The sequence below is a fragment of the Paraperibacillus esterisolvens genome, assembly GCF_046237625.1.
GTDB lineage: Bacteria > Bacillota > Bacilli > Bacillales > DSM-1321 > Paraperibacillus > Paraperibacillus esterisolvens.
This window is the reverse complement of record NZ_CP143545.1, coordinates 2,925,530-2,952,175: the sequence shown is the minus strand read 5'-3', so window position 1 is coordinate 2,952,175 and position 26,646 is coordinate 2,925,530. Positions and strand designations below refer to the sequence as shown.

Genomic DNA, 26,646 nt, shown 5'->3' with positions numbered 1-26,646 from the left:
GGTGGTGTTTAAAATAGAACTCAATAAACGTCAGCTGCAAATATTAGAGATCGTCAAACAGAACGGACCCATTACCGGCGAACATATCGCTGATCAGCTTAGTCTGACACGGGCGACACTTCGGCCGGATCTTGCCATCCTTACAATGGCCGGCTATCTGGATGCAAGGCCGAGGGTCGGATATTTTTATTCGGGCAAAAGCGAAACCCAGCTTCTGACGGACAGCCTGCGGAAAATAACAGTCAAAGACTATCAGTCCATACCTGTCGTCGTCAGTGACAATATTTCGGTATATGATGCCATCTGCACCATGTTCCTGGAGGATGTAGGGACTTTGTTCGTTGTCGATAAAGACAGCATACTCCGCGGTGTACTTTCGAGGAAGGACCTCCTTCGGGCAAGCATCGGAAAACAGGAATTAACGTCAATACCAGTCAATATCATTATGACAAGAATGCCTAACATAACAGTCTGTACAAAAGATGATCTGCTCATTGATGTAGCAAAAAGACTGATCGAAAAACAGATTGATGCGGTTCCTGTTGTCAGGGAAACGGAAAAGGGCTATGAAGTGGCAGGAAGAATTACAAAAACAAATATTGCCAAGGCATTTGTTGCTCTTGCTGACGATGATATATAGGGGAGATACTTATGAACAGTAAAATGATTTACGTTGTTTCAGATTCAGTGGGAGAAACTGCAGAACTCGTAACCAAGGCAGCAGCAAGCCAGTTCAAAGGTCATGATATTACAATCAAACGCATTCCCTACGTAGAGACGCGCTCTAACATTGATGAAGTGATATCCCTTGCGAAGGTGAATTCAGGCATCATCGCCTACACGCTGGTAAAATTGGATATCAGGACTTATATGAAGGATCAGGCAGAGCTGGAAGGAATTTTTGCTTACGATATCATCGGGCCGCTTGTGGATCGGCTTCAGGAAACATTCGAATCACCGCCTCTATATGAACCGGGCATGGTCAGGAAGCTTGATGAAGATTATTTTAAGAGGGTAGAAGCGATTGAATTTGCGGTAAAATATGATGACGGCAGGGATCCCAGGGGAATCATGCGTGCTGATATCGTGCTTGTAGGCGTATCGAGGACTTCCAAGACACCGCTGTCGCAGTATCTGGCTCATAAAAGGCTGAGGGTTGCCAATGTCCCGGTGGTCCCGGAAGTAGACCCGCCCGAGGAATTATTCCTGGTTCCGCCGAGCAAATGCATCGGCTTGAAGATCAGTCCTGAGAAGCTGAATAACATACGCAAGGAAAGGCTTAAAGTATTAGGCCTGAACGATCATGCCATCTACGCCAACATGGAAAGAATTAAAGAAGAACTTACATATTTCGATAAGATTGTCGATAGATTGAACTGCCCTGTTATTGATGTAACCAATAAGGCTGTGGAAGAAACGGCTAATACCATCATTAACATTATCCAAAAAGGGCAGGGATGATAGCACACTTCAGTGCTATTTTTTTTGGCGGCGGGAGTTTCATCCCCGAAAAACCTTGCTCCCAAAATCCATTTTCGGGAACCGCTGGTGCTCTGCTGGCGGGCGAGTAAAAACAATAGATTTTCTAAACAATTTGTACTATAATAAAAAGCTGTGATAAAAAAGTATTTTCTAGGTTTAGACTCAGTTAATAAGGAATAAACTAGAAAATATGACTTGTCAAGTTTTACCTAATTAAATAATTCGACAATTTCCTTTTCTAAGAAAAAAGAAAAGGCTTCATAAGAAGGATAATGATGAACAATGTAGAATTACAAAAAGGCAGAGTCATTTATGTAGATGCCGATGCATGTCCTGTCAAAGGGAAATTTCAGAAGAAGCAAAGCGGCATGGCATAGATGTGTGCTTCGTCACTTCCATCAATAATATGATGAGTGAGCCTTCTCCTGGAAAGTGGGTATATGTTGAGAATACAAAGGAAGCAGCAGATCTGTACATCCTGAACCACGGCAGGAAGGGCGATGTCATCATCACCGGGGATATAGGGGCTTGCGGGCACACTTTTGCCTAAACATGTTTATGTGCTTTCACCCAGGGGAAATGAATACACGGAAAACAATATAGACACTCTGCTTGATATGCGCTATTTATCCGCGAAAATCAGGCGTCAAGGCAAGCATACAAAAGGCCCAAAGCCATTTACCAAAGAAGACCGCTCCAATTTTGTGCGGCAGCTTTCGAAAATATTGTCGAATCATGCAGGAAATACAAGCTCTTTGGAGAATTAGTTACATATCATCCATAGCTGAGGGCTTCTATGCCCATGATTTCCGGCTATAAATATCATTTATAAAGCAATTGCTTTCTGGCTGTGGCTGAATATGCCGCCATAGATATGGCCAGAGAACAAATTTTCGTGAAGCTAAAGGTGAAGGATATGTCAATGACCCGTATACCAGATGAAAAGATTAATGAGATTCGGGCAGCTGTAGATATTGTCGATGTGATCGGTGAATATGTGCAGTTAAAAAAACAAGGGCGGAATTATTTCGGCCTTTGTCCATTTCACGGTGAAAAGTCACCTTCCTTCTCAGTCTCGCCTGATAAGCAGATCTATCATTGCTTTGGCTGCGGTGCAGGAGGCAACAGCTTTAACTTTATAATGGAGATTGAAGGACTCTCATTTGTTGAGGCAGCCAAAAAAGCGGCCGACAGAGCAGGAATCCCGCTCGAAATTGAGCTTCAGGGATCAGGAGAGAAGGAAAAAACTCCGGGTCAGAGCAAGATGCTGGAAGCCCACGAGCTTTTAAAGAAATTCTATCATCATTTGCTTGTAAATACAAAAGAAGGGCAAGAGGCACTTGAATACCTTCTGGGGCGGGGGTTCACCCAAGAATCCATCGATAAATTCCAGATTGGTTATGCGCTTGAAGCCTGGGATTTTGTATATAAATTTTTAATTAAAAGAGGATTTTCAGAAGAGATTGTCGAAAAATCAGGGTTAATCATCAAAAGTGAAAAGACCGGCGGTTATTTTGACCGTTTCAGGAATCGCATCATGTTTCCAATAGTGGATCATCAGGGACATACGGTAGCCTTTTCCGGCAGGGCGCTTGGAGAAGGAGAGCCTAAGTATCTGAACAGCCCTGAAACGCCAATCTTCAACAAAAGCCGCTTATTGTACAATTTCCATAGCGCGAGGGCGCCCATCCGAAAAAAAGAGCAGGTCATCCTGTTCGAAGGTTTCGCCGATTGTATTTCGGCAAGCAGTGCCGGGGTGGATAATGGGGTAGCCACAATGGGTACTTCACTTACGGAAGAGCACATTTCTCTTCTGCGCAGGAATACCGATGCGGCAGTCATCTGCTTTGATTCAGACCCGGCGGGCCTTGAGGCTGCCAACCGGGCAGCATCGATGCTGCTTGGAGCCGGCTTTGCCGTGAAAGTTGCCCTCATGCCTGATCGGATGGACCCCGATGACTATATTAAGAAGCATGGCGGCACCAAGTTCCTTCATGAAGTAATAGGGGGAAGCCTGACTCATACCGCCTTCAGGATGAGATATCTGCGGCGAGGGAAAAACCTGAATAATGAAGGAGAACGCATTCAGTACATTGAAGAGGTGCTGAAGGAAATAGCCAAGCTTCCGGGCGCTGTGGAAAGGGAACATTATCTGCGGCAGATTTCTTCTGAATTCACGCTCTCCCTCGATGCGCTCGAACAGCAGCAGAAGCAAATGTACTTTGCTGAGCAAAAAAAGGGCGGCAGCCAGGCACCCAGGCAGCCGGCCAATGTCCGGCTGCAATATGAAAGAAAGCTGATGCCTGCCCACCAGAGCGCCGAGCGGAAACTCATAGCCCATATGCTGAAGGATCGGGACACGGCTACGAAGGTACAAAACCTGATGGAAGGAACCTTCTTCAATCATGATGAGTACCAGGCCATCATCACTTATCTCTACGCCTTTTATGAAGAGGGGCACGAACCGGATACCAGCCATTTTTTAAGCTTCCTGCCTGATAATAATCTCCGAAATCTTGTGTCTGACATCGAGATGATGACAATCAACGAAGAATTTACGGACCAGGAAATAAGAGATTATGTAAATCAGGTGTTGAAGTATCAAAAAATGTTAATGATAAAAGAAAAAGAGGCTGAGCGCAAGAAGGCGGAACTGCAGAATGATCATATGCAGGCTGCAAAGATTGCAATGGAAATTATTCAATTAAGAAAATTGCTATAGTATCACCGTTGTACAGTTTTGGAAGGAGGGGAACTGATGGCTGATAAATCAGCACGTTCCAGAGAAGTTGATAGTGAGTTGACCCTCGAGCAGGTGAAAGAACAGTTACTCGAGATCGGTAAGAAAAGAGGATCACTCAATTATGAAGTGATTGCTAACCGCATGGCTAATTTTGATCTAGATTCCGAACAGATGGATGAATACTTTGAATACCTTGGCGATCAGGGCGTTGAAATCATCGCTGAAAGTGAAGACAGCGATGATGAAGAAAATCCTGATGTCAAGGAGCTTGAAAAAGAAGAAGAATTCGACCTTAATGACCTGAGTGTTCCGCCTGGGGTTAAAATCAATGACCCTGTCAGGATGTACCTGAAGGAAATCGGCCGTGTTGACCTCCTGTCTGGTGAAGAAGAAATCGAATTGGCGCACAGAATTGAGCAGGGCAACGAGGAAGCAAAACGCCGGCTGGCTGAAGCAAACCTCCGTCTTGTTGTCAGCATCGCCAAAAGATATGTAGGCCGCGGCATGCTGTTCTTAGACTTGATTCAGGAAGGCAACATGGGCTTGATCAAGGCTGTGGAAAAATTCGATTACAACAAGGGCTTTAAATTCAGTACCTATGCTACATGGTGGATCCGCCAGGCCATCACAAGGGCGATTGCCGACCAGGCCAGGACCATCAGGATCCCTGTACACATGGTGGAGACGATTAATAAGCTGATCCGTGTCCAAAGGCAGCTGCTTCAGGACCTGGGCCGTGAGCCGTCTCCTGAGGAGATTGCAGAAGATATGGATCTGACGCCTGATAAGGTCCGTGAAATCCTGAAAATCGCCCAGGAGCCTGTATCCCTTGAGACTCCGATCGGTGAGGAAGACGATTCACATCTCGGCGACTTTATTGAAGACCAGGATGCTACTTCTCCATCCGAGCATGCAGCATACGAACTCCTGAAGGAACAGCTGGAAGATGTACTCGACACCCTGACCGACCGTGAGGAAAATGTCCTCCGCTTAAGGTTTGGCCTTGATGACGGCAGGACAAGAACCCTTGAAGAAGTTGGAAAGGTTTTTGGTGTAACGCGCGAGCGTATCCGCCAGATCGAGGCAAAAGCGCTCCGTAAGCTCCGCCATCCGAGCAGGAGTAAACGCCTTAAGGATTTCCTGGAATAATGAATATACCTGACAGTCCGCTCTTTTATGAGCGGGCTTTTTCTATTGGTCCATCTGTCCCTCGGCATAGCTCATGAACCGCTTCCAAAAAATTTCTTTCCCAGCACTGCAAGAAGGATTATACTTACAAAGTAGACTGCCTGTAAGGGGGAAATTCTTTGAATGAAACAAGAAAAAAAATCATCCTGAACGAAGTACGGTACTGGAAAGCAAACAGGCTGCTCCCTGCCCAGTATTGTGACTATCTTCTGACGCTATATTCCGGTGAAAGCCAGCCGGCTGTAAGGGAAGGCAAAGCAGGCTTCCTGCTCAAACCCTTCGGGGCTGCTGCTGCCGTTTTAAGTGTGGTGCTTACATTATATGTAAACTATTTTACAGAACTGGATTTGAACTTGCAAATGCTCCTGGCAGTTATTTTTATTCTGATTTCTGCCGCTGCCGTTTTCGTACTGAAAAAGGATAAAATCCTTTTTCAATCGGCCCTGGTCCTTACAGCTTTCGATTTCCTGCTGTTGACGGTGAAGATGCTGGAAGCAGCTGCACCTGGAAGCAGAACCGCTCATTTTATCGTAATTGGCCTGCACTGTTCAGGCTGGATGGCGGCAGGCTGGAGATTTAATATAAAAAGCTTCATTTTCGGATCAGTAATTGGAATGCTGCTGCTTATCTTTTTCCTTGTAAAAATGCTATGATAATCCCATCAGGCTAAAAAGCCAGAAGAAATCGCCCATACTTATTTCCGTATAATAAAAAAGTTTAAAACCCTGCAGAATGGATAATTATGGAGTAAGGCTTTTAGAAAATAAAGATTTCTGATTAACCATATTTTTGTCAGATTTGCGAATTTAGGAAACTTATACATATTGGGGCTTTTCCTTGAAAGTATTTTCAAGTAAAATAAATTTGTTGTGATATTTATTATAGACAGATAGTTTTCATACATAGGGAGGTAATACTATGAATCGCAATCCTGTTGTTCCATTCATCCTTATCATGGTCATGGGTATCGCTCTTATTTTCATGTTATCGTTCATCGGGCTTGATAACAGTAAAGAAATGGCCGAAGAGAAAAAAGGCGGAGACAAGAAATCCGAAAACGTCGCTTTTAACCCTGAGGAATTCTACAAACAGACCTGTGCAGGCTGTCATGGGAATCAGTATGAAGGTGGGGCAGGCCCGTCTCTTAAAGGTGTAGGCGGACGCCATTCCACAGATGAAATCAAGAAGATCATTACAGGGGGTAAAGGCGCTATGCCGGCCGGCCTTGTCAAAGCAGAAAACGCTGACAAAATGGCGAAATGGCTTGAAAAGATTAAATAATTCAATAAAAATGACAGAGTCCTTTGCATATGTAAAGGACTTTTTCTATACTGAATAGAGTGCAGGCGGCATGAACAGGCCTCCTGTAATTTTATTTCTATTAAAGAGAGTTGACGTTTATGAATGCTGAGAAATTATCAAGGCGGCTTGAAAAGGTTGCTGAATATATCATTCCGGGGAGCACGCTTGCGGATATTGGCTCTGATCATGCCTATCTGCCATGCTATGCGGCAAAGAAGAATTTGATCAAGGCCGGGATAGCCGGTGAAGTGAGTGAAGGTCCATTTCATTCCGCCGTCAATCAGGTAAGGGCTTCGGGACTTGAAGCAGTCATTACCGTAAGAAAAGGAGATGGACTGGAGGTACTCTCACCAAAGGAGGCAGACTGCATCACGATTGCAGGAATGGGTGGGACCTTGATCTCGAGCATCCTGGAAAATGGCAGGGAAAAGCTTGATGGGGTGTCACGCCTGATTCTGCAGCCGAACATCGGTGCTCCAAATGTCCGGCACTGGCTGCGTAAAAACGGCTGGGAGCTGATGGCCGAGTCCATATTGGAAGAGGATGGAAAGATATATGAAATTCTTTCGGCTGAGCGCGGAGATGCCCACAAGCCTTACCAGGTTAACGAGAAAGCTTCCATGCTGCTGGGACCATTTTTAATGGCCGAAAGAAATGAGGCATTCATGAAAAAGTGGAAGCATGAGCTTCACCATATGAAACGGATCCACGAGCAGCTGGATCAGTCATCGAAGGAAGGCAATGCCGGAAAAAGGCATGAACTCTCAGAACAAATTAAAATTGTGGAGGCTGTGTTAAGATGAAACAGGCGAACGGTCATGAAGTCATTTCCCTTTTTGAACAGTTTTCCCCTAAACACCTGGCGATGGATGGAGATCCAATCGGCCTCCAGATTGGCAGGCTGAATAAGAGCCTTGATAAAGTCCTTATTGCCCTGGATGTAACAGATGAAGTTGTGGAGGAAGCCATTTCAGCCGGTGCAGGGCTCATCATCGCCCATCATCCTCCCATTTTCAGAAGCCTTAAGAATCTCCGGACAGATCTCCCGCACGGTGCTCTGTATGAAAAACTGATTAAAAATGATATCGCCGTCTATGCCGCACATACAAACCTCGATATAGCAAAAGGCGGAGTGAATGATCTTTTAGCCGAAGCATTAGAGCTTCAAAACATCAAAGTGCTGTCTCCGACATATGAGGAAAAGCTTAATAAGCTTGTAGTATTTTGTCCGGAAAATCATGCGGAAGAAGTGCGGAAAGCAATTGGAGATGCAGGCGGAGGGCATATTGGGAAATACAGTCATTGTACGTTCATGTCAGAAGGCACAGGCACCTTTCTGCCCGGGGAACAGACAACCCCATATATCGGACGCCAGGGGGAGCTTGAAAGCGTTGCTGAAGTCCGAATTGAAACCATATTTCCTGCCAGCCGGGAGAAAAAGATTCTTCAGGCAATGCTGGCTGCACATCCATATGAAGAAGCGGCCTATGATGTCTATCCTTTGGAAAACAAAGGGGAGATGCTCGGGCTGGGCAGAGTTGGCACCCTAAAGGATTCTATGAGCTTAAGAGAATTCGCCTTTTATGTAAAAAAGGCGTTTGATGTAGAGCATGTAAGACTGGCTGGTGACCCGGAGGCAGTCATCAAAAAAGTCGCGGTCCTCGGCGGGGACGGGAATAAATATATTAAAGCCGCAAAATATAGCGGAGCGGACTGCTTCGTGACGGGAGATATCTACTACCACACGGCGCATGACGCAGCCATGATGGGGCTGAATCTTTTGGATCCGGGACATAATATTGAGAAGGTTATGAAGGAAGGAACGGCAAAGGTGATGACAGATTTAAGCAGGTCAAAGGGTTTGAATACTGAATTCATCGCTTCCACTATCCATACGGATCCCTTCATTTTCATATAAAAACTTACATGATTGCTGGCAGCCTATGCATGAAAAGGAACTTGACCAAGAGAATTACACAACAAGCAGAAAGATAAATGATGGATTCAGATTCTGACAGGAAGACTCATATATGCAGATCCGACTTCACCAGAAAAAAGCAGCATCGGCTCAGGCCTTTGCTGCTTTTTTTACTTTTGGAAGTATTTTATGGAGCGGAACCCGGCGTTCTTTCTGCCAGGTCGCCTCATCGTTTGGATCAAACTGCTCGAGGAACGCTACGACTTCTTTGGTGATGGGAGTCGGTGTCGAAGCCCCGGAGGTGACCCCGGCAGTCTCAGCACCAAGCAGCCAGTCAATTTCTATCTCAGAAACGTCGGCTACACGGTATGCTCTCGTTCCCGCTACCTCCTGGGATACCTGTGCAAGCCGGTTGGAGTTATTGCTTTTCGGATCACCGACCACGATCAAAACGTCAGCGGCCCCTGCCTGTTCAGCCACAGCCTCCTGGCGGACCTGTGTGGCCATGCAGATTTCACGGTGAACCTCACAATGCGGGTATTTGGCTTTGACAGCTTCCATGATTTCAGCCACATCCCACTGGCTCATGGTTGTCTGGTTTGTGACAATCAGCTTGTCTGAGTGGATGTCCAAATTCTCCACTTCTGAGGCTTTTTCAATTAAGTGGACGATGTCAGGCGCCACGCCGACGGCGCCTTCAGGCTCAGGATGGCCTTTCTTGCCGATATAAATGACTTGATAGCCCAGCCCCTTCTTCTCCCTTATAAGGTCGTGGGTGGCTGTCACATCGGGACAGGTGGCATCAATTGATACAAGCCCCCGCTCTTCTGCTATCCGCCTGATTTCAGGGGATACGCCATGCGCAGTGAATATGACAGTTCCCTTGTCGACTTTTTCCAGGATTTCTTTCCGGTTGTTTCCGTCGAGGGTGATGATGCCTTCTTCTTCAAAGGCATCTGTAACATGTTTATTATGGACAATCATGCCCAGGATATATATTGGGCGCGGCAAGGTCTTATCGAGTGCTGCGTTGCGGGCAATGACCATTGCATCTACAACTCCGTAACAGTATCCGCGCGGTGATATTTTAATTACATTCATAGGTCAGTATCCTCCTTACAAGAACCGGCGAAAATAAACCAGTCAGCTCTATTATATATGAGCCTGCAGGGAATTACAAAGACCGATGGGGAGGACAGAAAAAAAAGAATGCGCATCCTTCGCATCCTCATTAAAAGAATATTTTAGGGCCAGCGTAGCCGCCAGATCCTTCGGGATCTGCGCTTCTGCCGGCTTCCCGGGGAGGAGCCTGATCAGTCTGAGTTCCTGCGTCTGCAGCGGCCTGGCTTTCCTGGCTCCCGGTTTCCGTGCTGTTTGATTCAGCGGTGCTGCCTGCTGCTTTAAGGCCGCGGTAAAGTTTCCACATAGCGGGGAGGTTTTTGACCAGGGGTCCATACTGCTGGACAACGGGGCCGACCTGCTGGACCGTGTTCAATACCCGCTGGGTATTATCAAGCAGGCCGGAAAGACCGCCAGGCTGAGTGAGACTCTTAAGGATTCCTCCACCAGCCGCTGCACTGGCTGCAGTACCGGCAGCTGCACCTCCGGGGAGGGAGAACGGTGAACGCACTGCTTTCGAAGAACCGGAAGATCCTTTTCCCAGGATCTTGGACAGCAGGCCTGAAGCTCCGCTTTTTGTCTGCTGCGGCTGCGGCTGCTGACGGGAGAATCCGCCTTGCGGGTTTCCAAAGTAACCTGGGGGAAACTGATTAGGCATTCTTGGGGGACCCTGACGGAACGGAGCATTTCCCTGCATTCCTCCAAATGGCATAAAAGGCTTTCTGGGGGGCATGATGACACTCCTTTCTATGAATAAATGGCTCTGTTTTAGGTTGATGTGGAAGGGTTTATCTGTTGCCTGCAGAGGCAGGCATAGCGCCTGGGACAAAAATCAACCGTTTGATTTAACAGAGCTTCGTAAAAATAGTTCTGCATTATTAATTTATGCAAGTAACGCGAAAAGGTTTGAGGAATAATGAGGGAAGGAATTGAAATGAATAGAACATTTTTCTTTCCGGAGAACGGGAACAAAAGCATTCTTGTAGGGGTTGCGCTTTTAAGCGGAAGTATATTATGATAACAGGATGTATAGAATATCGGCTTGGGCTGTAAAATGCTGATTTATTAAGGAGATTAATGATGGAAAAAAACAATTTTGAAAGATTTGGCTTTCAAAACTACATAATAGACGCTGTAAAAGACCTGGGCTTTGATAAGCCGACGGAAATTCAGGAGCGGGTTATCCCGGCAATCAACAATGGCTGGAGCATGATTGGACAGTCCCAGACAGGTACAGGGAAAACACATGCCTACCTCCTGCCTATCATGGATAAGCTTGATCCGCTTAAAGAAGAAGTTCAGGCTGTCATCTCAGCGCCAACCCGTGAGCTTGCGAACCAGATTTATTTGGAAGCACAGAAAATCGCAGAACATTTTCCTGCAGAGACACCGCTCACAGTCAAACTGTTCATCGGAGGAACTGACAAGCAGAGGACCATTGAAAAGCTTAAAAGGCAGCCTCAGCTTATCATTGGGACACCTGGACGGATCAAGGACCTTGTGAACGAGAATGCCCTGAACATGTATACAGCCGGCCTGCTGGTTGTGGATGAGGCCGATTTGATGCTGGATATGGGCTTCATTGAGGATGTAGATCAATTTGCTGCCAAAATGGCCGAGAAAACGCAGATGCTGGTCTTTTCCGCCACCATTCCTGAAAAGCTCATGCCTTTCTTAAAGAAATACATGGAAAATCCAAAGTATGTACAGGTATCACCGGAACAGGCAACTGCGAGGAAGATCCAGCATGTTCTGATCCCGCTGAGGCATCGTAATAAGTACAGCCTTCTGCATGAGGTGCTTACTGCCTATAATCCGTATCTTGCCATCATCTTTACAAACACAAAGAAAAAGGCCGAGGAAGTTGCCTACGCCCTTAATAATAAAGGGTTGAAAGTAGGCAGAATCCATGGAGACCTGACACCGAGAGAGCGCAAAAAAATGATGAAGCAGATCAATGATCTTGAGTTTCAATACATTGTGGCTACAGATTTGGCGGCCAGGGGAATAGACATCAAAGGAATCAGCCATGTGATCAATTTTGAGCTTCCGAGTGATCTGGACTTCTATATCCACAGGACAGGAAGGACCGCCCGTGCCGAGTTTTCCGGCATAGCGGCTACGCTTTACGAACCATCTGATGAAGATGCACTGAACAGGCTGGAGAAACTTGGCATTGAATTCAAAAATGTCGATCTCCAAAATGGAGAGTGGACGGAGACCGAGGACCGGAACAAGCGAAAAAAACGCAAACGGCAGCCGGATGAATTCAATGAATCAGCGAAGCGCCTGATTCAGAAGCCATCCAAGGTTAAACCAGGCTACAAAAAGAAGATGCAATATGAAATAGAAAACTTCAAAAAGCGCCAGAGGCGCCTTAAGAAAAAGAAATAGAAGACCGGGAGAGATGGGAATGCTGAAAATTGGGTCACACGTGTCGATGAGCGGCAAGGATATGCTGCTTGCCGCAAGTGCTGAAGCGGTTTCCTATGGAGCCAATACCTTTATGATTTATACAGGTGCTCCTCAGAATACAAGAAGAAAAAAGATTGAAGATCTGAATATCGAGGAAGGGCGCAGGCATATGGAGCTTAACGGAATTAGCGATATCATTGTTCATGCCCCTTATATCATTAACATTGGCAACTCGCAAAATCCTGACACCTTTGAATTGGGCGTGAGATTCCTGAGATCCGAAATTGAACGGACCGAGGCGCTTGGGGCAGGGCAGATTGTCCTTCATCCCGGAGCTCATGTAGGTGCCGGAACAGAAGAGGGAATCAAGAAGATCATCGAAGGTCTGAATGAAGTGCTGGTGCCCGAGCAGAAAGTACAGATTGCCCTCGAAACCATGGCGGGAAAAGGGTCGGAGTGCGGCAAAAACTTCGAAGAGCTGGCCATGATCATGGATGGTGTCAATCTGAGCGACAAGCTATCCGTCTGTTTCGATACCTGTCATACCCATGATGCTGGTTATAATATTGTAGAAGACTTTGACGGAGTCCTTGAAGAATTTGATCGGATAATCGGGATTGAACGCCTCAAAGTGCTTCACATCAACGATAGCAAGAATGAAGTCGGCATGAGGAAAGACAGGCATGAAAATATAGGATTCGGCCGCATAGGATTTCAGGCCTTGAATTATATTGTCCATCATCCACAATTGATGGATGTTCCTAAAATCCTTGAAACACCGTTCATTGGAGAAGACAAAAAGAACAAAAAAGCTCCATATAAGCTGGAAATTGAAATGTTCAGGAATAAAGAATTCAATGAAAACCTCCTGGATCTGGCATTAAGCCAGCCATAAACTAAGCTGCAGGCACTCCTGCAGCTTTTTGTCTGTTTATTAAGGTGATCTTTTCTGGTTTCTGCCCTGGTTTCCCCACACAGCGGTATAGCACGGTGCAATCTATTTATTTTGGAAGGGCAGCGCTCTTTCGCTTTTAGGTTTATCCAGCTCCGAGCCGAAACCTTCGGGTCATAAGCCGGACCGGCCATGAGAAGAAAAAGCGCTTTTCACGGCCGGTCCGGCTTATGCTGTTTCTGGTCACTGCCTTCCAAATCATTTTGGTTTACTGTCAGAGCGCATATGTCATTGACTCATCTATATGTGTTTGTTAGAAGGCACCGCTCTTGGCTTTTAGGTTAACTGAGTGAACAGGTTTTCGATTTGGCTTGCTGTTTTTTTTCCTGCAATCAGGGTTATTTGATCGAGGACTGATTTCCTTTGCTGGGGATCGAATATATTGATTTGTTTGCCATATAAAAGAGCAGAAATTTTTTCGGCATGCTCGTTTGATAAGACGACTCCATATTGCCTTCCTATTTTTAATAATTCCGCGGGCTTAATGTTGTTTATTTTCTGGTTGACCATCATTTCGTAAAATTTCATGGCGGCTTCACCCTCCTCCATTTAAGATATGACTCATATTCGGAACAGTGAACATATTTAAAATCGTTCACATTATTTACAATAAAGTTGTTATGAGGTATAATACCTTAGTTAAATCGTAATCATTCTTAAATGATAGGTGATTGGTAATGAAGAATTCTGTAATTGAAGTGAATCATTTATTTTATAAATATGAAAAAGACATGGTCCTGGAGGATGTTTCATTCAATGTGCCCAAGGGTTCCTTTCTCGGGATTGTAGGTCCGAACGGTTCAGGAAAATCTACACTGCTGAAGCTGCTGCTGGGGCTCTTGAAAACTCAGCAGGGAAGCATCAAGGTTTTTGGCAAGGATATTCGCTCGTTCAAGGACTGGGACAGGGTCGGATTTGTATCCCAAAAAGCAAACTCATTTAATACAGGGTTTCCTGCAACAGTGGGGGAGGTTGTTCTGAGCGGCTTGACGAGGAAGATAGGCATGTTCCGGTTTGCGGATAAAAAGAATCGTGAAAAAGTTGAAGAAGTCCTCGATTCGGTCGGCATGCTGCCGTTCAAGGACCGGAATATCGGTGAACTCTCAGGCGGCCAGCAGCAGCGTGTTTTTATTGCCAGGGCACTGGTGAGTGAACCCGAACTCCTGATTCTGGATGAACCTACCGTCGGGGTCGATGTCAAGAATGTAAACCAGTTTTACGAAATGCTGGAAGACCTGAATAAAAAGCTTAATATTACCCTGGTGCTTGTGACGCATGATGTTGGAGTCATAAGTGATAAGGTGACCCATGTTGCCTGCCTGAATAAGAACCTGCATTTCCACGGAGAGTCAAAGGAATACCATTCCCTGGAGGAGCACGAACTGTCAGGCATTTATGGCCATGATGTACAGGTCATTACTCATCGACATTAAATACAGCTGGAGGAAATCCTATGATTTCGGGGTTATTTGAATATGAATTTTTACAGAATGCCTTCCTGACCGGCATCATCATTGGTGCTCTGGCGCCGCTCCTGGGGGTATTTGTGGTTGTCAGGAGGATGTCGCTGATTGCGGATGCACTCAGCCATGTTACGCTCGCGGGCATAGCCCTCAGCCTTCTTGTGGAAAAGAAGCTTGGGATCCTTGCGGGAATCAGTCCGCTGTATATGGGCATGACCTTCTCTGTGATTGGGGCGCTCTTCATTGAACGCTTAAGGGGAGTGTACAAGCACTATCAGGAACTTGCCATCCCGATCATCCTGTCGGGGGGGATTGGGCTGAGCGCCATTTTCATTTCAATGGCGGATGGTTTTAATACAGATCTTTTGAGTTATCTTTTTGGGAGCGTAAGTGCGGTCAGCAGGGTCGACCTGTGGATCATTGCGGCAATCGGTCTTTTTGTTGCCCTCACGGTACTTCTGCTTTATAAGGAGTTATTCTTATTATCCTTTGATGAAGAACATGCAAGGGCTTCGGGCATACCGGCAAAGACGCTGCATTTCATTTTCATCATCATGGTGGCCCTCGTTATCGCAGCCTCCATGCGGATTGTGGGAATCCTTCTTGTCTCCTCGCTCATGACCCTTCCGGTTGCAGCAAGCATCAGGCTTGCCAATGGCTTTAAGCAGACCATTCTTTTATCGATTCTGTTTGGGGAAACGGCAGTCGTGGGAGGATTGTTTCTGTCCTATTACCTTGACTGGGCACCAGGCGGTACGATTGTCTTGATTTCAATCATCATTCTCGCTGCTGCCATTCTTTTTAGAAAAATCCGCCTTAGGATGAGTTAATTGGAGGTTACTATGAACTTAATGCAGGCTATGGACATTTTAAAGGAGCACGGTTATAAGCATACAGGCAAGAGGGAACAGATGCTGGAGCTATTTGCTGTAAAAGACAGATATCTGACAGCCAAGGAAGTTCTTGAGTATATGAAGAAAGACTATCCCGGCCTGAGTTTTGATACAATCTACAGAAATCTTTCTATGTTTGCTGAATTGGGGATTTTTGAAATGACGGAGCTTTCAGGAGAAAAGCACTTCCGGTTTACCTGCAGGCACAGCCATCATCATCACCACTTCATCTGTCTAGAATGCGGCATTACCAAGGAGCTTGATACATGTCCGATGGACCAGGTTCAGACCAACTTGGCGGGCTATGATATTTCGGGACATAAATTCGAGATTTATGGTAAGTGTCCCGGCTGTTTGAATTAGACTATAGTAAAAAGCAGGCTGGCCAGATGCTAAAGCTTCTGGCCAGCCTTTTTAGGTAATTAAATTATTTGATTTTAAGCCATCCATCAACCCATGCTTTCGCCTCTGTCCAGTTGTTCACTCTGATCACATTGTCTGGAACCGGATCCTGATTGTATGGTGTATTGAATAAGATAACAGGAATTCCGCACTCCTCTGAAATATCCACCGCATTGTCATGCTTATCCTCAAAGAAGATATCAATGCCATGCTTCTTTGCCGTGGCAACCTTGTTATGAGATCCAATCAGCTCGATATGGTGAAAATCGATTTCCTGCTGTGAAAACCAGGCTTGCGTAACATCCATTAAATGGCTGCTCCTTGCGCTGATGATATAAAGGTCCTGTTCATCCTTCCAATCCCGGAGTGCTTCTTTAGCCCCTTCGGCTGCCTGCGAACCGGCATAGATTTCGGGCTCTGTCTCTTTGAACCATTGAGAAAATATTTCCCTGGAAGTATTCACAAGAGGGTGCAGGTTATATTGAGTAATATCCTTTAATGTTAAATTAAGCTGGAATTTTTTATTTATGTATGGAAGCAGGGCATCTGGCCTTGTAAGGGTGCCGTCGATATCAATGCCTAGTCTTTTTCTTTGCATATTGGTTGTCTCCTTTAACAATGGGATATATGTTAGTTTAGCATAAAAAATCCAGTATTGGATACCGACCGGTCATGCCATGTTCCTGAGGAGACAGACCGGGGCTGAATATTTTCCCTTTTTTCGTAAGTATTGTCTTAATGAAAAGTGTTAAAGCCTCAAATAATAAAGATGCTTCATAGGAGGAAAGTGAGGGATTCCGTTTGGAAGAGAACAAACATAACATTGACTTCACATCAGAGAATTCAACAAAAGATGAACAGCTTGAAACCACGGCACAGGGCAGAAATATCCTGAGTAACGGTGACAGCCAGATGAATGTGGAAAACTCACCCGAATCCCGGCATAACCAATACTGGGAAGAAAGCGCGGCAGAGCTCGCGCCAGGCCTTGGAAATCTTGATAAAGGCGGAGCGGAAGATAGAGAGCAGACCCGTGCTGCCGAGGGAAAAGGCATGGGATATGCTGCTTTGATTCTGGCCATCATTTCCCTGTTTGCAGTTCCGGTGTTATTTGGAGGCATCGCAATCGTCCTTGGTTTTATGGCAAGAAGGAGCGAAGCATCCCGGAAGCTTGGGGCATGGGCAATTGGCATTGGAATCTTTTCATTAATCATCGGAGTGTTGATTCTCCCCTTCTTTTAACCGAAGCATAGAAAAAGAGGCTGACCATGGTCAGCCTCTTTTCTAATTGATTAAACTTCCATCGCTTGTTTAGCGAAATATTCTTCAGCAATCTTATCGATCTCTTTTTTAAGTTCTTCAACCATGGTTGCTTCAGGGACTTTGCGGACGGTCTTCCCTTTTCTGAACAGAAGACCTTCTCCCCTGGCGCCTGCGATGCCGATATCTGCTTCGCGTGCTTCGCCCGGACCGTTTACTGCACAGCCAAGCACTGCCACCTTGATTGGAGCCTTGATGGTCTGGATATATTCTTCCACTTCGTTGGCAATGCTGATCAAGTCAATTTCGATACGGCCGCATGTCGGGCAGGAAATCAATGTGGCAGCATTTGAAATCAATCCAAAGGACTTAAGGAGCTCGCGTGCGACCTTCACTTCCTCAACAGGATCGGCACTCAGTGATACCCGGAGTGTATTGCCGATTCCCATACTCAGAATGGCACCAAGGCCGGCTGCACTCTTGACCGTTCCCGCGAACAGGGTGCCTGACTCGGTGATGCCGAGGTGAAGGGGATAATCGAACGCCTTGGCAGCCTTTGTATAGGCTTCAATGGCAAGGTTGACATCAGATGCCTTCATGGAAACGATGATGTCATGGAAATCAAGGTCTTCCAGGATCTTAATATGATGGAGCGCGCTTTCAACCATGCCGTCAGCTGTTGGATATCCGTATTTCTCGATAATCTTCCGTTCCAGGGACCCGGCGTTGACGCCGATGCGGATCGGAATTCCCTTTGCTTTTGCAGCTTTGACGACTGCTTCAACTTTCTCTCTGCGGCCGATATTGCCGGGATTGATCCTGATTTTATCAGCACCGCCCTCAATTGCCTTCAGGGCCAGCTTGTAATCAAAATGGATGTCAACTACAAGCGGAATATTGATTTGTTTCTTTATATCTGCAATCGCGTCTGCAGCCCTTTCGTCTGGACAGGCTACACGGACGACCTGGCAGCCGGCTTCCTCCAGCCGCTTTATCTCGGCAACAGTCGCTTCTACGTCATGTGTCTTTGTTGTGGTCATGCTCTGGATGATGACCTGGTTATTGCCGCCGATCGTCAGGTTTCCTACCTTTACGGGACGGGTTTTAGTACGATGTATGATTTCACTCACGTGTATTCTCTCCTTCAGGAAAAAGCGGCTTGCGGCCTGCTTTTATTTCTGTACACACTCTTATTGTACCAATTTTACGCTGTTTTTGACAAGAATACGCATATTTGCTGATTTTTCAATAAGAGGGGATCTTATAGGTTTTGCCAATCTGGATATCCTCAGGGCTCAAATCTTTATTCAGGGCTTGAAAATCCTTGATGATGTTTTCTATCGGCTCTGTTATTTTCCCTTCCTGCTCTTCTATTAAAGAAAGGATAGTGTCTCCCGGTGCTATCTGTACCTCCACATAATCCATCCGGGGTTCCGTCCGATCTGCCTTCCCGGGAGGCTCGGCCTGCACTGCCGGGGTGGCGGCCGCCTGATTCTGAAGAGTTCCTCTTGTGAGATCGTAATAGATAATAAAGAGTATAAAGCATAGGGCAAGTAAAAATAAAAATCGTTTCATTGCGGAACCTCCGGGGAGATGCTTTTGTTTAACTATATTCCATCATTTTTCTTATATTCCTGTTTGGAAGATAAAATAGATAGGAAACATAGAAACCAAACATGAGATTCCGCTCGCAGCCCTTGCATGGAAAGGAACCTGGACAGAGCAGGAACAACACAAATAAGGCGGTGGAGCGGAGTAAGGCAAAAGGAAGGGATGCCAGCAAGATAAATGATGTTCACACCCGGCTGCTGGATCCTTATAATACATCGAGCTCCGCCCTCTTTTCCACAGAAAAAAGCCGCGCTTATGCCCGCGGCTTCTGTTTCGGTGCCGGAATTTCCCGGATTGATAAATATAATATGACGAGTGTGACGCCCCAGATCAGGGCGGAGCGGTAATACATAAAGGCCATGAATGAATCCATAATGGTAAAGAAAACGGTGATAAGGGTGATGCTGTAACCTGTCAGCCTGAACAAATGCCTGTACTGCAGCTTTCTTTTTAATAGTCTGGCCGCAAGCAGCCCTGCCACTGCAATCAGTGTTACCTCAAAGAATAAGACGGCGCTTGATGCAAGATAAACAACGAGTGACAAGACAGGCAGAAGGATGAAGGAAAGCTTCTGGACAGACTGAAGTGTGCCTGCTGCAGAGTCATTGTCGATCGTAACACCGCCAGCCATTGAGTAGGGATAGGACTGTGACCTGCCTCCGCCGGTAAATACAAATTCTTTTTCAAGGAGGGCAATGGTCCCCTCAGATTTTGCTTCTATGTCCTCAGCCTTGATAGAGCCGGTATCATCCATGATGAAAGTGAAGCTTCCTTTTTCTGTGGTGTAAGGCTCATCCTTTGAAGTTTTAAGAGTGCCATCCTTAATCTCGAAAGGAGGGAGCTCTGTTTTTAATATTTCTCTGCCTGCCTTGATTCCCTGTACGATCTCTGTATTCATCAGGATAAGGGAGGGAAGCGCTGATAGGAAAGATAGGAAGAATAGGTAGAGAATGGTCTTGCCGATCCCCTGGAATCTGAATTTGGCAATGTCCTTAGGGGAATAAAGACTTTTAATGAATTGTGTGAAGATACTCATGCTTGAAAACACCTCAGAACGTCATTTATCCCTCTATTTTAGCCCCAATTCCCCGGTTAGACAACAAGCATTTGGAAAAGTGAGGGAGTGTTTCTGTATAATAATCTCCAAGGGAGGGTTTCATATTGAGTATAGTATACTGGATTATCATTTCAGCTATGTTTGTGATTGGATTTGCCGGCCTTATATTTCCGATAATACCGGGGGTTTTATTCATTGGAGGAGGAATGCTGCTGTACGGCCTGTTTTTTTCCTTTGAGCCATTCACTGCTGCGTTTTGGATTATACAGGGGCTGCTCGTGCTCCTGCTGTTTGCAGCGGACTATCTGGCAAATCTATTTGGCGTGAAAAAATTCGGCGGCTCACAGGCTGGCGTCTGGGGAAGCACTATCGGCCTTATTGCGGGCCCGTTCATCATCCCTGTGTTCGGCATCCTGATCGGGCCTTTCCTTGGAGCAGTCATTGCCGAACTGCTTGTACACAGGAAACATCCTGCTGAAGCGGTTAAAATAGGAATCGGATCTTTATTTGGATTTTTGTCAGGAGCTGTCGCCAAGGGAGTCATCCAGCTCGCCATGGTGATCTATTTCCTGATAAAAGTACTGTAAGGAGAAAAAAGATAGGCGTGCCGGATACTAAAAATTTGAAACGCCTCATGATCTTTGTTAATCTAAAATCAAAGTCTTGCTTCATATGAACCTTTGGGCAGGAACTAAAAATCATGGTACATAGAAAGGGGTATTTTAAATGGCTTTTGAATTACCGCAACTACCTTACTCTTACGATGCATTAGAACCAAGCATTGATAAGGAAACAATGAACATACATCATACGAAGCACCATAATACTTATGTAACAAACCTGAACAATGCACTTGAAGGCAGCGAGCTTGCTTCCAAGAGCGTTGAAGAAGTAATCTCAAATCTTGATGCAGTACCAGAAAACGTCCGTACTGCTGTACGCAACAACGGTGGCGGCCACGCTAACCACTCCCTGTTCTGGCAGATTTTGTCTCCTAATGGCGGAGGTGAGCCGACAGGCGAGCTTGCTGAAGCGATCAACAGCAAATTCGGCAGCTTCGATAACTTTAAAGAAGAATTCGCTAAAGCAGCTACAACTCGCTTTGGATCTGGCTGGGCATGGCTTGCCGTCAACAATGGAGAGCTTGAAGTGACAAGCACACCAAACCAGGACAACCCGCTGATGGAAGGTAAAACTCCAATCCTTGGACTGGATGTCTGGGAGCATGCATACTACCTGAAATATCAAAACCGCCGTCCAGAGTACATCAACACTTTCTGGAATGTTGTGAACTGGGATGAAGTCAGCGGCCGTTACAGCCAGGCTAAGTAATACGCTGAGAAATGACATGAGATTGCCGAGGGACCGGATACAACCGTATCCGGCCGCGGTGAATCGGGAATACAATCAAAACGACGCTCGGAGAATAAAAGCTCTGGGCGTTATTTTTTTTTCCTGGGGTGTATACCAGCTGCCACGCTGTCCGTCCCCTTGGGTATATTCCAGACAATTAACCGGCTTCTTATGGATTCCCCTGTTTTTACATAATTTGAACGGTTTTTCCCCAAACTAGAAGTGACCATAAAGGGGAGTTCAAATATGAGTTTTATAAAAAAATGGGTGGGCGATCAAGACCTGCCAAAGGATTTAAACCTGCTGCTCGTAATCGGCGGGCTTTATTCTTTAAGCGGGGCTTTATCCCATACGTTTGTCAATGTGTATCTGTGGAAACAGTCCGGCAGGCTGATGGACCTTGGAATCTATAATCTTTCAGTGGTGTTTCTCCAATTTCTCACCTTCATCCTCGCAGGCCGCTGGGCTAAGAAGATGGACCGCACCATTGTGCTCAGGATAGGAGTCATCTTCCTGGCACTATTCTATCTGGCTGTTCTTATAATCGGTGAGCATGCGACATCCTTCCTGTTTGTGCTGGGCGGCTTGCTCGGGATTGGTTATGGCTTTTACTGGCTGGCCTTCAATGTGCTTACCTTTGAGATAACCGAGCCCCATACCAGAGACTTTTTCAACGGATTCATGGGCATCCTGGGTTCTTCTGGAGGAATGATCGGACCGATACTTGCCGGGCTGATTATTTCCCGGTTTGAAACATTCATCGGATATACGATTGTCTTTGCCATATCGCTTGCCTTATTCTCGATTGCCGTGATCTTGAGCTTTTATTTAAAGAGGCGGCCGGCGGACGGACGTTATCTTTTCCTTCGCATCATTGAAGAAAGGAAGGAGAATTACAACTGGCGTCTCATTACAAACGCACACTTCTTCCAGGGGCTGAGGGAAGGGACCTTCGCTTTCATCATTTCAATCTTTGTTTTCGTGGCAACCGGCAGTGAGCTTGCACTTGGCACATATGGACTGATCAATTCGGGTATTTCATTCATCTCCTATTATTTTGTATCCCGCTATATAAAAAGGCCGCAAAGGAAAACATCCATCCTGATTGGGGGGATAGGGCTTTATGTATCCATTTTCCTTATCGTCTTTGACCTGAGCTATGCCAGGCTTCTGCTGTATGCCTCTTTGATAGCGGTATGCTATCCGTTATTGCTGGTGCCATTCATCTCTACATCCTACGATGTTATAGGAAGCGGATGGAAGGCAGCCGAGATGAGGATTGAATATGTGGTAGTAAAAGAGCTATTCCTAAATGGGGGGCGAATGGTGTCACTGCTTGCTTTTATCGGGTCCGTCTCGCTGTTCGGTGTCAATGAAAGCATTCCCTATCTCCTGCTGATTTTGGGAGCGGGGCATACATGTATTTATTTTTTTGTGAGAAAATTAAAGCCAGGTCACGGCTGAAGGAGGGTGATGGAAATAATCCCCTCCTTTTCTAGTGCATCTATATGTCTAAACTTGTAGAAATAATATGGATTATTATATAAAATGAAGGGATGAACGTTATAGTTATGGAAGGAAGTGTGTCCTGATTGAAGAAAGGCAGCAAGAAAAAGACCCATATTCCTCTTCGGTTAAATTTACTTTTCTTTGTTGTTTTTATTTTGTTTTCCGTTTTGATTCTCCGCCTTGGAGTCGTCCAGATCGTGTATGGCGAGGACTATAAGCGGGAAATCGAAAGAACGGAAGATGTTACAGTAAATAATCCTGTGCCAAGGGGTAAAATGTATGATCGGAATGGGGAGACCATAGTCGACAATAAGCCATTGAATGCCATTACATATACAAGGCAGGCGGGGACGAAAACGGAAGAAATGATGGATACGGCCAGGAAGCTGGCAGCCCTCATTTATGTTGATTCCAAGAAAGTCACGGAACGGGATAAAAAGGATTTCTGGATCATGAATCATGAGGAAGAAGCAAAAGCCAAAATCACCAAAGAAGAAAATACTTTATATGCCCAAAAGAAAATAACAGATAAAGAGCTCTATAATAAACAGCTGGAAAGAATCACAGAAGCCGAACTGAGTACGATCACTGAAGACGAGATGGAGGTTCTGGCCATTTACCGCGAGTTCAGCAGCGGCTACGCCCTGACCCCTCAGATTGTAAAGAATAAAGGTGTGACTGATAAAGAGTTCGCGGTTGTGAGTGAAAACCTGGAAAAGCTGCCAGGCATTGAAACCACGACTGACTGGGATCGCAAATATCCTTACGGTTCGCCGCTCCGGACGATCCTTGGAAGTGTGACTTCATCTGAAGAAGGCCTTCCAAGCGACCAGCTTGATTACTTCCTGGCGAGCGATTACAGCCGGAATGACCGTGTAGGCAAAAGTTATATTGAACAAGAATATGAAGATGTACTGCATGGACAAAAGGCCAAGGTTAAGAACGTGACCGACAAAGCCGGGAATGTCATTAACTCCCAGAATGTTTCTCAAGGACAGCGGGGCAAAGACCTGGTCCTCACGATTGATATGGATCTGCAGATGGAAGTCGAAAAGATCCTTGAAAAAGAATTAAAGGACAAGAAGCATAATTACAGTGACACACAGCTGCTCGAACGGGCCTTTGTTGTGATGATGGAACCTAATACCGGAGAAATTCTCACGATGGCAGGCAAGGATTATAAGAAGGATGAAAAGACAGGGAAATACAAGATGCAGGACTTTGCCCTGGGCAATATCTCGACATCCTATGCCATGGGGTCCGCCGTCAAAGGGGCAACGGTGCTGACCGGATACAAGACAGGTGCGCTCACTCCAGGACAGAGGATATTGGATGCCCGGATGAAAATCAAAGGGACCAAGGACAAGGGTTCATGGCAGTCGATGGGGTTAATTGATGACCTGACTGCCCTGAAACGATCTTCAAACGTCTACATGTTCAAGACAGCAATCGCCATCGGTAAAGGCAATTATGTGCCAAATCAATCCCTGTATGTGGAACCGAAGGCATTTTCAACGATGCGTGACAGCTATAACCAATTTGGGCTGGGTGTCCGGACTGGAATCGATCTGCCGAACGAGCAGAACGGATTCAGGGGAAAAGAAACCTCTCCCGGGCTTCTCCTCGATTTATCAATCGGTCAATATGATACGTATACACCGCTTCAGCTGGCCCAATATGTATCCACCATTGCGAATGGGGGATCGCGTCTGAAGCCGCATGTTGTGAAGGAGATCAGGGAGCCTATCGATGCCAGCGGCAAGATGGGGCCTGTGGTACAGGAGATGCCTCCTACCGTTTTGAACCGGCTTGATTTGAAGCCGGAATGGATTGACAGAGTACAGGAGGGATTCAGGCTGGTCACCCAGGATCCCCGGGGAACCGCCGCTTCCGCTTTCTTGACTGCAGAATACAAACCTGCAGGCAAGACAGGTACAGCGGAGGCATTCTATGACGGCCCAAGAAGAAAAGAATTCAAGGAGCCGCCGCAGACCATGAACCTGACATTTGTCAGCTATGCTCCATATAACAATCCGGAGGTAGCTATGGCAGTAGTGGTACCATGGGCATATCAATCCGCCGATGGACATCATATGAATCTTGATATCGGAAAACAGGTGTATGATGCCTACTTTAAATTGAAGGAAGAGCGTGCAAAGGGCAAGAGCAAGGAAAACCCCGCAGAGGAAAACAAGACTGAGGCAAGTGAATAAGTAAAAGAAATCAACCCGGAGGCAGTCATGCTTCCGGGTTTCTTTATGCTTTTAACAACCGGGAATTTGCTGCATAGTTCCTGGGGCTTTTAGCCTGCATTTACAAAGAATTTACAAACAGTTAAAACAGGGTTAATGAAAAAGCATTACAATCTAAATAGTCGGGGATGAAAAGAGAGAGGGTTCATGCCTAAACGTTTACACAAGTCGAAAATAAACAGGCCAATTCGGAGGGATTTTAGATGAACTCTATCGTAATAGATAAGAAGACAGCAGGAAACAGAGAAAGAACGGCCGGGATAGACAGCCAAAAGTTTGCTGTTTATCAAACAAAGGAATTGAACTTGTGGTATGGTGAAAATCAAGCCCTGAAAAATATAAACCTGGACTTATATGAAAATGAAATTGCAGCCATTATCGGGCCATCCGGCTGCGGGAAGTCCACTTACATCAAAACATTGAACCGGATGATCGAGCTTGTGCCAGGCGTTAAAACGTCAGGTGAAATACTGTACCGTGACCGCAATATCTTTGATAAATCCTACTATGTGGAAGAGTTAAGAACAAAAGTGGGAATGGTCTTCCAGAAACCAAATCCTTTTCCTAAATCCATTTATGAAAATGTAGCCTACGGTCCGAAAATACACGGCATCCGCGACAAAAAGAGCCTGGACGCCATCGTAGAGAAAAGTCTCCGCGGAGCATTCATCTGGGATGAAGTAAAAGACAGGCTCCATGAAAATGCCTATGGCCTTTCCGGCGGCCAGCAGCAGCGTCTCTGTATTGCAAGATGCCTTGCGATCGAGCCGGATGTGATTTTGATGGACGAGCCTACTTCGGCCCTCGATCCAATCTCAACCTTGAAAATTGAAGAACTGGTACAGGAGCTTAAGAAGAAGTTCAGCATCATAATCGTAACTCATAACATGCAGCAGGCTGCGCGCATATCTGATAAGACTGCTTTCTTCCTGAATGGGGAAGTGATCGAGTTTGCCGAAACAGACAGGATTTTCTCTAATCCGTCCGATAAACGGACTGAGGATTATATTACGGGAAGATTCGGCTAAAAAGACTGACAGGGAGTGGGTAGACAAATGGTTGTACGGGAAAAATTCGAATCCGAATTGAAAGAGCTCAAAGGCCGGTTGATTGAGCTGGGTACAGTCACTTCAGCGGCCTTGACACAGGCTTTTACAGCTCTGGAGAACCAGGATATTGAAGCGGCACTCGAGATTATTGATGATGATGTAAAAATCAACATCCTTGAGGAGGAAATCAACGATGCGGCCATCCTGCTGATTGCCAAGCAGCAGCCGGTTGCGAGCGACCTCAGGACAATCATTGCGGCAATCAAAATTGCAGCGGACCTTGAAAGAATGGCGGACTTTGCGGTTAATATCGCTAAATCTACGATCCGCATCGGCAAGGAACCATTCATTAAGCCCCTGGACCATTTAAAGGAAATGCATGGAATCACTATTGAAATGATAGACCTTGCCATTCAATCCTATGATACGGAAAACCTTGCTGAAGCCAAAGAAGTCAGTGAAATGGATGACAGAGTTGACCAGCTGTATGGAGAAACAATTAAAAGTCTGCTCCAGAGAACTAACGAGAACATGGCCCAGGTGACTCAGCTTACATTTATTGCGCGCTACCTGGAACGTACGGCCGACCATGCGACGAATATTGCCGAAAATATTTTCTTCATGGTAAAAGGGCGCCATTATGATCTGAATGAATAGTACAAAAAAAGCTGACGGCGT

Annotated in this window: 29 protein-coding genes; 22 read left to right on the top strand and 7 right to left on the bottom strand. The window is 45.9% G+C overall.

The features are described from left to right. Positions 1 to 4: 4 nt before the first annotated feature. The 10 genes from V1501_RS14945 to V1501_RS14900 all read left to right on the top strand — a co-directional run bounded on the left by V1501_RS14945 (position 5) and on the right by V1501_RS14900 (position 8,633). Positions 5 to 640 carry a helix-turn-helix transcriptional regulator gene (locus V1501_RS14945; protein ID WP_409289334.1) on the top strand — a complete coding sequence of 212 codons (636 nt, stop codon included), beginning with the start codon at positions 5 to 7 and terminating at the stop codon, positions 638 to 640. An 11-nt stretch (positions 641 to 651) separates the two neighbouring features. After that, a complete protein-coding gene (locus tag V1501_RS14940) occupies positions 652 to 1,461 on the top strand; it encodes a pyruvate, water dikinase regulatory protein (protein ID WP_409289333.1) in 810 nt (269 codons plus the stop codon). Positions 1,462 to 1,810: 349 nt separating this feature from the next. Next, on the top strand, positions 1,811 to 2,032 hold the full coding sequence (locus V1501_RS14935) for a DUF188 domain-containing protein (RefSeq protein ID WP_409289331.1): 222 nt from the start codon (positions 1,811 to 1,813) through the stop codon (positions 2,030 to 2,032). A 10-nt stretch (positions 2,033 to 2,042) separates the two neighbouring features. After that, positions 2,043 to 2,249, top strand: a complete 207-nt coding sequence (locus tag V1501_RS14930) for a DUF188 domain-containing protein (RefSeq protein ID WP_409293387.1) — start codon at positions 2,043 to 2,045, stop codon at positions 2,247 to 2,249. A gap of 149 nt (positions 2,250 to 2,398) precedes the next feature. Continuing rightward, entirely contained in the window at positions 2,399 to 4,204 is a 1,806-nt protein-coding gene (gene dnaG, locus V1501_RS14925) for a DNA primase (protein ID WP_409289329.1), read from the top strand. 36 nt (positions 4,205 to 4,240) lie between these two features. Next, on the top strand, positions 4,241 to 5,374 hold the full coding sequence (rpoD, locus tag V1501_RS14920; protein WP_409289328.1) for an RNA polymerase sigma factor RpoD: 1,134 nt from the start codon (positions 4,241 to 4,243) through the stop codon (positions 5,372 to 5,374). A 158-nt stretch (positions 5,375 to 5,532) separates the two neighbouring features. After that, positions 5,533 to 6,066: a hypothetical protein gene (locus V1501_RS14915; RefSeq protein WP_409289327.1), complete on the top strand. Its 534-nt coding sequence runs from the start codon at positions 5,533 to 5,535 to the stop codon at positions 6,064 to 6,066. A gap of 265 nt (positions 6,067 to 6,331) precedes the next feature. Then, on the top strand, positions 6,332 to 6,694 hold the full coding sequence (gene cccA / locus V1501_RS14910) for a cytochrome c550 (protein ID WP_409289325.1): 363 nt from the start codon (positions 6,332 to 6,334) through the stop codon (positions 6,692 to 6,694). 119 nt (positions 6,695 to 6,813) lie between these two features. Continuing rightward, positions 6,814 to 7,518, top strand: coding sequence for a tRNA (adenine(22)-N(1))-methyltransferase (locus tag V1501_RS14905; protein ID WP_409289323.1), 705 nt, complete (start codon positions 6,814 to 6,816; stop codon positions 7,516 to 7,518). Next, the gene (locus V1501_RS14900; RefSeq protein ID WP_409289321.1) at positions 7,515 to 8,633 is read left to right on the top strand and encodes a Nif3-like dinuclear metal center hexameric protein; all 1,119 of its coding nucleotides are present in this window, start codon (positions 7,515 to 7,517) and stop codon (positions 8,631 to 8,633) included. Before V1501_RS14905 ends, V1501_RS14900 begins: the two co-directional genes overlap by 4 nt. 150 nt (positions 8,634 to 8,783) lie before the next feature. On the opposite strand, the gene V1501_RS14895 is transcribed toward V1501_RS14900, so the two are convergent. Both V1501_RS14895 and vrrA read right to left on the bottom strand, forming a co-directional pair. After that, positions 8,784 to 9,734, bottom strand: a complete 951-nt coding sequence (locus V1501_RS14895; RefSeq protein ID WP_409289319.1) for a 4-hydroxy-3-methylbut-2-enyl diphosphate reductase — start codon at positions 9,732 to 9,734, stop codon at positions 8,784 to 8,786. A 130-nt stretch (positions 9,735 to 9,864) separates the two neighbouring features. After that, positions 9,865 to 10,410, bottom strand: coding sequence for a VrrA/YqfQ family protein (gene vrrA / locus V1501_RS14890; protein WP_409289318.1), 546 nt, complete (start codon positions 10,408 to 10,410; stop codon positions 9,865 to 9,867). 422 nt (positions 10,411 to 10,832) lie between these two features. Between vrrA and V1501_RS14885 the strand changes: the two genes are divergently transcribed. Continuing rightward, the gene (locus V1501_RS14885) at positions 10,833 to 12,146 is read left to right on the top strand and encodes a DEAD/DEAH box helicase (RefSeq protein WP_409289316.1); all 1,314 of its coding nucleotides are present in this window, start codon (positions 10,833 to 10,835) and stop codon (positions 12,144 to 12,146) included. 19 nt (positions 12,147 to 12,165) lie between these two features. Continuing rightward, complete coding sequence (locus V1501_RS14880; protein WP_409289314.1) at positions 12,166 to 13,062, top strand: deoxyribonuclease IV; 897 nt, start codon at positions 12,166 to 12,168, stop codon at positions 13,060 to 13,062. 333 nt (positions 13,063 to 13,395) lie between these two features. Here the strand turns inward: V1501_RS14880 and V1501_RS14875 are convergent, their stop codons facing one another. Beyond that, positions 13,396 to 13,647, bottom strand: coding sequence for a DUF2624 family protein (locus tag V1501_RS14875; RefSeq protein ID WP_409289312.1), 252 nt, complete (start codon positions 13,645 to 13,647; stop codon positions 13,396 to 13,398). Between the two features lie 149 nt (positions 13,648 to 13,796). On the opposite strand from V1501_RS14875, the gene V1501_RS14870 reads away from it, so the two are divergent. From V1501_RS14870 to V1501_RS14860, 3 genes are read left to right on the top strand one after another with little or no spacing between them, the layout of a single operon-like run. After that, positions 13,797 to 14,552, top strand: coding sequence for a metal ABC transporter ATP-binding protein (locus V1501_RS14870; protein ID WP_409289311.1), 756 nt, complete (start codon positions 13,797 to 13,799; stop codon positions 14,550 to 14,552). Between the two features lie 20 nt (positions 14,553 to 14,572). Continuing rightward, complete coding sequence (locus V1501_RS14865) at positions 14,573 to 15,412, top strand: metal ABC transporter permease (RefSeq protein WP_409289309.1); 840 nt, start codon at positions 14,573 to 14,575, stop codon at positions 15,410 to 15,412. Positions 15,413 to 15,424: 12 nt separating this feature from the next. Continuing rightward, positions 15,425 to 15,838 carry a Fur family transcriptional regulator gene (locus V1501_RS14860; protein WP_409289308.1) on the top strand — a complete coding sequence of 138 codons (414 nt, stop codon included), beginning with the start codon at positions 15,425 to 15,427 and terminating at the stop codon, positions 15,836 to 15,838. A gap of 64 nt (positions 15,839 to 15,902) precedes the next feature. Here V1501_RS14860 and V1501_RS14855 read toward each other — a convergent pair whose 3' ends face one another. Beyond that, entirely contained in the window at positions 15,903 to 16,475 is a 573-nt protein-coding gene (locus V1501_RS14855) for a 5' nucleotidase, NT5C type (RefSeq protein ID WP_409289306.1), read from the bottom strand. A gap of 203 nt (positions 16,476 to 16,678) precedes the next feature. On the opposite strand from V1501_RS14855, the gene V1501_RS14850 reads away from it, so the two are divergent. Beyond that, positions 16,679 to 17,119 carry a hypothetical protein gene (locus V1501_RS14850; protein ID WP_409289304.1) on the top strand — a complete coding sequence of 147 codons (441 nt, stop codon included), beginning with the start codon at positions 16,679 to 16,681 and terminating at the stop codon, positions 17,117 to 17,119. Between the two features lie 50 nt (positions 17,120 to 17,169). Here the strand turns inward: V1501_RS14850 and ispG are convergent, their stop codons facing one another. The 3 genes from ispG to V1501_RS14835 form a co-directional block, all read right to left on the bottom strand. Further along, on the bottom strand, positions 17,170 to 18,258 hold the full coding sequence (gene ispG / locus V1501_RS14845; protein ID WP_409293385.1) for a flavodoxin-dependent (E)-4-hydroxy-3-methylbut-2-enyl-diphosphate synthase: 1,089 nt from the start codon (positions 18,256 to 18,258) through the stop codon (positions 17,170 to 17,172). Positions 18,259 to 18,382: 124 nt separating this feature from the next. Then, complete coding sequence (locus V1501_RS14840) at positions 18,383 to 18,712, bottom strand: hypothetical protein (protein WP_409289303.1); 330 nt, start codon at positions 18,710 to 18,712, stop codon at positions 18,383 to 18,385. 289 nt (positions 18,713 to 19,001) lie between these two features. Continuing rightward, positions 19,002 to 19,784 carry a DUF1189 domain-containing protein gene (locus tag V1501_RS14835; protein ID WP_409289301.1) on the bottom strand — a complete coding sequence of 261 codons (783 nt, stop codon included), beginning with the start codon at positions 19,782 to 19,784 and terminating at the stop codon, positions 19,002 to 19,004. 125 nt (positions 19,785 to 19,909) lie between these two features. On the opposite strand from V1501_RS14835, the gene V1501_RS14830 reads away from it, so the two are divergent. The 6 genes from V1501_RS14830 (at position 19,910) to phoU (ending at position 26,625) form a co-directional block, all read left to right on the top strand. Beyond that, positions 19,910 to 20,392 (top strand): DUF456 domain-containing protein, encoded by a 483-nt coding sequence (locus V1501_RS14830; protein WP_409289299.1) that lies wholly within the window; start codon positions 19,910 to 19,912, stop codon positions 20,390 to 20,392. A gap of 139 nt (positions 20,393 to 20,531) precedes the next feature. Then, positions 20,532 to 21,137: a superoxide dismutase gene (locus tag V1501_RS14825; protein WP_409289298.1), complete on the top strand. Its 606-nt coding sequence runs from the start codon at positions 20,532 to 20,534 to the stop codon at positions 21,135 to 21,137. A 267-nt stretch (positions 21,138 to 21,404) separates the two neighbouring features. Next, positions 21,405 to 22,622: an MFS transporter gene (locus V1501_RS14820; RefSeq protein ID WP_409289296.1), complete on the top strand. Its 1,218-nt coding sequence runs from the start codon at positions 21,405 to 21,407 to the stop codon at positions 22,620 to 22,622. A gap of 128 nt (positions 22,623 to 22,750) precedes the next feature. After that, on the top strand, positions 22,751 to 24,880 hold the full coding sequence (locus tag V1501_RS14815; RefSeq protein ID WP_409289294.1) for a peptidoglycan D,D-transpeptidase FtsI family protein: 2,130 nt from the start codon (positions 22,751 to 22,753) through the stop codon (positions 24,878 to 24,880). Between the two features lie 242 nt (positions 24,881 to 25,122). Next, entirely contained in the window at positions 25,123 to 25,947 is an 825-nt protein-coding gene (pstB, locus tag V1501_RS14810) for a phosphate ABC transporter ATP-binding protein PstB (RefSeq protein WP_409289292.1), read from the top strand. A gap of 27 nt (positions 25,948 to 25,974) precedes the next feature. After that, positions 25,975 to 26,625 carry a phosphate signaling complex protein PhoU gene (gene phoU, locus V1501_RS14805; protein WP_409289291.1) on the top strand — a complete coding sequence of 217 codons (651 nt, stop codon included), beginning with the start codon at positions 25,975 to 25,977 and terminating at the stop codon, positions 26,623 to 26,625. The last annotated feature ends 21 nt before the right edge of the window (positions 26,626 to 26,646 follow it).

Excerpts from the sequence above, each read along its gene's own strand:
- V1501_RS14865 (WP_409289309.1), top strand. The coding sequence starts at position 14,573 with ATGATTTCGGGGTTATTTGAATATGAATTTTTACAGAATGCCTTCCTG.
- dnaG (WP_409289329.1), top strand. The coding sequence starts at position 2,399 with ATGTCAATGACCCGTATACCAGATGAAAAGATTAATGAGATTCGGGCA.
- rpoD (WP_409289328.1), top strand. The coding sequence starts at position 4,241 with ATGGCTGATAAATCAGCACGTTCCAGAGAAGTTGATAGTGAGTTGACC.
- phoU (WP_409289291.1), top strand. The coding sequence starts at position 25,975 with ATGGTTGTACGGGAAAAATTCGAATCCGAATTGAAAGAGCTCAAAGGC.
- V1501_RS14885 (WP_409289316.1), top strand. The coding sequence starts at position 10,833 with ATGGAAAAAAACAATTTTGAAAGATTTGGCTTTCAAAACTACATAATA.
- V1501_RS14855 (WP_409289306.1), bottom strand. The coding sequence starts at position 16,475 with ATGCAAAGAAAAAGACTAGGCATTGATATCGACGGCACCCTTACAAGG.
- vrrA (WP_409289318.1), bottom strand. The coding sequence starts at position 10,410 with ATGCCTAATCAGTTTCCCCCAGGTTACTTTGGAAACCCGCAAGGCGGA.
- pstB (WP_409289292.1), top strand. The coding sequence starts at position 25,123 with ATGAACTCTATCGTAATAGATAAGAAGACAGCAGGAAACAGAGAAAGA.
- V1501_RS14825 (WP_409289298.1), top strand. The coding sequence starts at position 20,532 with ATGGCTTTTGAATTACCGCAACTACCTTACTCTTACGATGCATTAGAA.
- V1501_RS14870 (WP_409289311.1), top strand. The coding sequence starts at position 13,797 with ATGAAGAATTCTGTAATTGAAGTGAATCATTTATTTTATAAATATGAA.
- V1501_RS14820 (WP_409289296.1), top strand. The coding sequence starts at position 21,405 with ATGAGTTTTATAAAAAAATGGGTGGGCGATCAAGACCTGCCAAAGGAT.
- V1501_RS14840 (WP_409289303.1), bottom strand. The coding sequence starts at position 18,712 with ATGAAACGATTTTTATTTTTACTTGCCCTATGCTTTATACTCTTTATT.
- V1501_RS14895 (WP_409289319.1), bottom strand. The coding sequence starts at position 9,734 with ATGAATGTAATTAAAATATCACCGCGCGGATACTGTTACGGAGTTGTA.
- V1501_RS14935 (WP_409289331.1), top strand. The coding sequence starts at position 1,811 with ATGTCCTGTCAAAGGGAAATTTCAGAAGAAGCAAAGCGGCATGGCATA.
- V1501_RS14940 (WP_409289333.1), top strand. The coding sequence starts at position 652 with ATGAACAGTAAAATGATTTACGTTGTTTCAGATTCAGTGGGAGAAACT.
- V1501_RS14835 (WP_409289301.1), bottom strand. The coding sequence starts at position 19,784 with ATGAGTATCTTCACACAATTCATTAAAAGTCTTTATTCCCCTAAGGAC.
- V1501_RS14905 (WP_409289323.1), top strand. The coding sequence starts at position 6,814 with ATGAATGCTGAGAAATTATCAAGGCGGCTTGAAAAGGTTGCTGAATAT.
- V1501_RS14900 (WP_409289321.1), top strand. The coding sequence starts at position 7,515 with ATGAAACAGGCGAACGGTCATGAAGTCATTTCCCTTTTTGAACAGTTT.
- cccA (WP_409289325.1), top strand. The coding sequence starts at position 6,332 with ATGAATCGCAATCCTGTTGTTCCATTCATCCTTATCATGGTCATGGGT.
- V1501_RS14875 (WP_409289312.1), bottom strand. The coding sequence starts at position 13,647 with ATGAAATTTTACGAAATGATGGTCAACCAGAAAATAAACAACATTAAG.
- V1501_RS14880 (WP_409289314.1), top strand. The coding sequence starts at position 12,166 with ATGCTGAAAATTGGGTCACACGTGTCGATGAGCGGCAAGGATATGCTG.
- V1501_RS14860 (WP_409289308.1), top strand. The coding sequence starts at position 15,425 with ATGAACTTAATGCAGGCTATGGACATTTTAAAGGAGCACGGTTATAAG.